Origin of the sequence: Noviherbaspirillum denitrificans, from assembly GCF_002211445.1 — a bacterium.
GTDB classification, from domain to species: domain Bacteria; phylum Pseudomonadota; class Gammaproteobacteria; order Burkholderiales; family Burkholderiaceae_D; genus Noviherbaspirillum; species Noviherbaspirillum denitrificans.
This window is the reverse complement of sequence record NZ_LSTO01000001.1, coordinates 2,451,754-2,453,610: the sequence shown is the minus strand read 5'-3', so window position 1 is coordinate 2,453,610 and position 1,857 is coordinate 2,451,754. Positions and strand designations below refer to the sequence as shown.

Annotated in this window: 2 protein-coding genes; both read right to left on the bottom strand. The window is 63.9% G+C overall.

Annotated elements, in window-relative coordinates:
* Positions 1 to 116 precede the first annotated feature (116 nt).
* Entirely contained in the window at positions 117 to 566 is a 450-nt protein-coding gene (gene dut / locus AYR66_RS12005; RefSeq protein ID WP_088707667.1) for a dUTP diphosphatase, read from the bottom strand.
* Between the two features lie 65 nt (positions 567 to 631).
* Positions 632 to 1,822, bottom strand: coding sequence for a bifunctional phosphopantothenoylcysteine decarboxylase/phosphopantothenate--cysteine ligase CoaBC (gene coaBC / locus AYR66_RS12000; RefSeq protein ID WP_088707666.1), 1,191 nt, complete (start codon positions 1,820 to 1,822; stop codon positions 632 to 634).
* Positions 1,823 to 1,857: the final 35 nt, after the last annotated feature.

Genomic DNA, 1,857 nt, shown 5'->3' with positions numbered 1-1,857 from the left:
CGGGCGGAGAAACCGGTGTCGCGCAGGCAGCCATAAAAAGGGCCGCCGGCAGCAACAGCAGGCGCTGCCGCAGCAAGGCGTATCGGGACTTCGCGCGCATCGGCTTCCCTCCCATGTCAATGTTTTCCCGTGCTGCCGAAACCGCCGGCACCGCGTTCGCTGCTATCGAATTCTTCGACGACATTGAAGCCGACCTGCAGGACCGGGACGATCACGAGCTGTGCCAGGCGCTCCATCGGGTTGAGCGTGAACTCCGTCTGCCCGCGATTCCAGGTGGATACCATGAGCTGGCCCTGGTAATCCGAGTCGATCAGGCCGACCAGGTTCCCCAGCACGATGCCATGCTTGTGGCCCATGCCGCTGCGCGGCAGGATCATCGCGGCATAGCCCGGGTCGGCGATGTGGATCGCGAGGCCGGTGGGGATCAGGTGGGTCTCGCCCGGCTTGATGGTGAGCGGCGCCTCAATGCAGGCGCGCAGATCGAGGCCGGCGCTGCCGGTCGTTGCGTAGGCCGGCAGTTGTTCTTTCATGCGCGGGTCGAGGATCTTGACGTCGATATTCTTCATGGGTGATCAGGATAAGGTGATGCGCCCGCCTGGCGAGACGGGCATTACAAAAAGATACAGGTGACTCAAATGCGCGCGGCGATTTCCGCGACGAGCTGCCGGGCGAGGGCCTGCTTGCCGGCCTGCGGCAGGCGCTGGTTGCCCTTGTCGTCGAACAGCACCAGCTCGTTCTCGTCCTTGCCGAAGGTTTGGTGGCCGATGTTGCCGACCAGCAGCGGTACGCCTTTCTTCTTCCGCTTTTCTTCGCCGTACTGCAGCAGGTTCTCGGACTCCGCCGCAAAGCCGACGCAGTAGGGACGCTTTTCCAGCGCCGCGACCGAGGCGAGGATGTCGGGATTCTGTTCAAACTGCAGTTGCGGGACATCGCCCTTGCTGTTCTTCTTCAGCTTCTGGTCGCTGGCATTGGCGACACGCCAGTCGGCAACCGCCGCGACGGCGATGAAGATGTCCTTGCCGTCGACGCGCGACAAGACCACATCATGCATCTGCTGTGCGGTCTGGACATTGATGCGATGGACGCCGTAGGGCGTGTCGAGCGCAGTCGGGCCGGATACCAGGCAGACATCGGCACCGGCTTCGCGCGCGGCGCGCGCAATCGCATAGCCCATTTTGCCCGACGAGAGGTTGGTGATGCCGCGCACCGGGTCGATCGGTTCGAAGGTCGGCCCGGCGGTGATAAGGACGCGCTTGCCCGCGAGCCGCTTGGGCTGGAACGACGCAATCACTTCCTCAAGCAGTTGTTCCGGTTCGAGCATGCGGCCCATGCCGGTCTCGCCGCAAGCCTGGTCGCCGGCATCGGGGCCGAGCACCGCGATACCGTCCGCCTTGATCTGCGCGAGGTTGCGCTGGGTTGCCGGGTTCTGCCACATCTCGACATTCATTGCCGGTGCGATCAGCAGCGGCACCGTTGCCGGCCGTGCCACGCACAGGGTCGACAGCAGGTCATCGCAGGCACCATGCGCCAGCTTGAACATGAAATCGGTGGAGCAGGGCGCGATGACGACGGCGTCGGCATCACGCGTCAGGTCGATGTGCGCCATGTTGTTGCCGATGCGCGCATCCCACTGGTCGGTGAAGACCGCGCGGCCCGACAGCGCCTGCATGGTGACGGGCGTGATGAATTGCGTTGCCGCCTGCGTCATGACCACCTGCACCGATGCGCCTGCCTTGACCAGGCCGCGGGTGAATTCCGCGACCTTGTAGCAGGCAATGCCTCCGGTCATTCCGAGGACGATCTTTTTTCCGGCGAGATCCATGACACCCTCCAGGGATTATTTTCCGACGCGCCGCA

Excerpts from the sequence above, each read along its gene's own strand:
- dut (WP_088707667.1), bottom strand. The coding sequence starts at position 566 with ATGAAGAATATCGACGTCAAGATCCTCGACCCGCGCATGAAAGAACAA.
- coaBC (WP_088707666.1), bottom strand. The coding sequence starts at position 1,822 with ATGGATCTCGCCGGAAAAAAGATCGTCCTCGGAATGACCGGAGGCATT.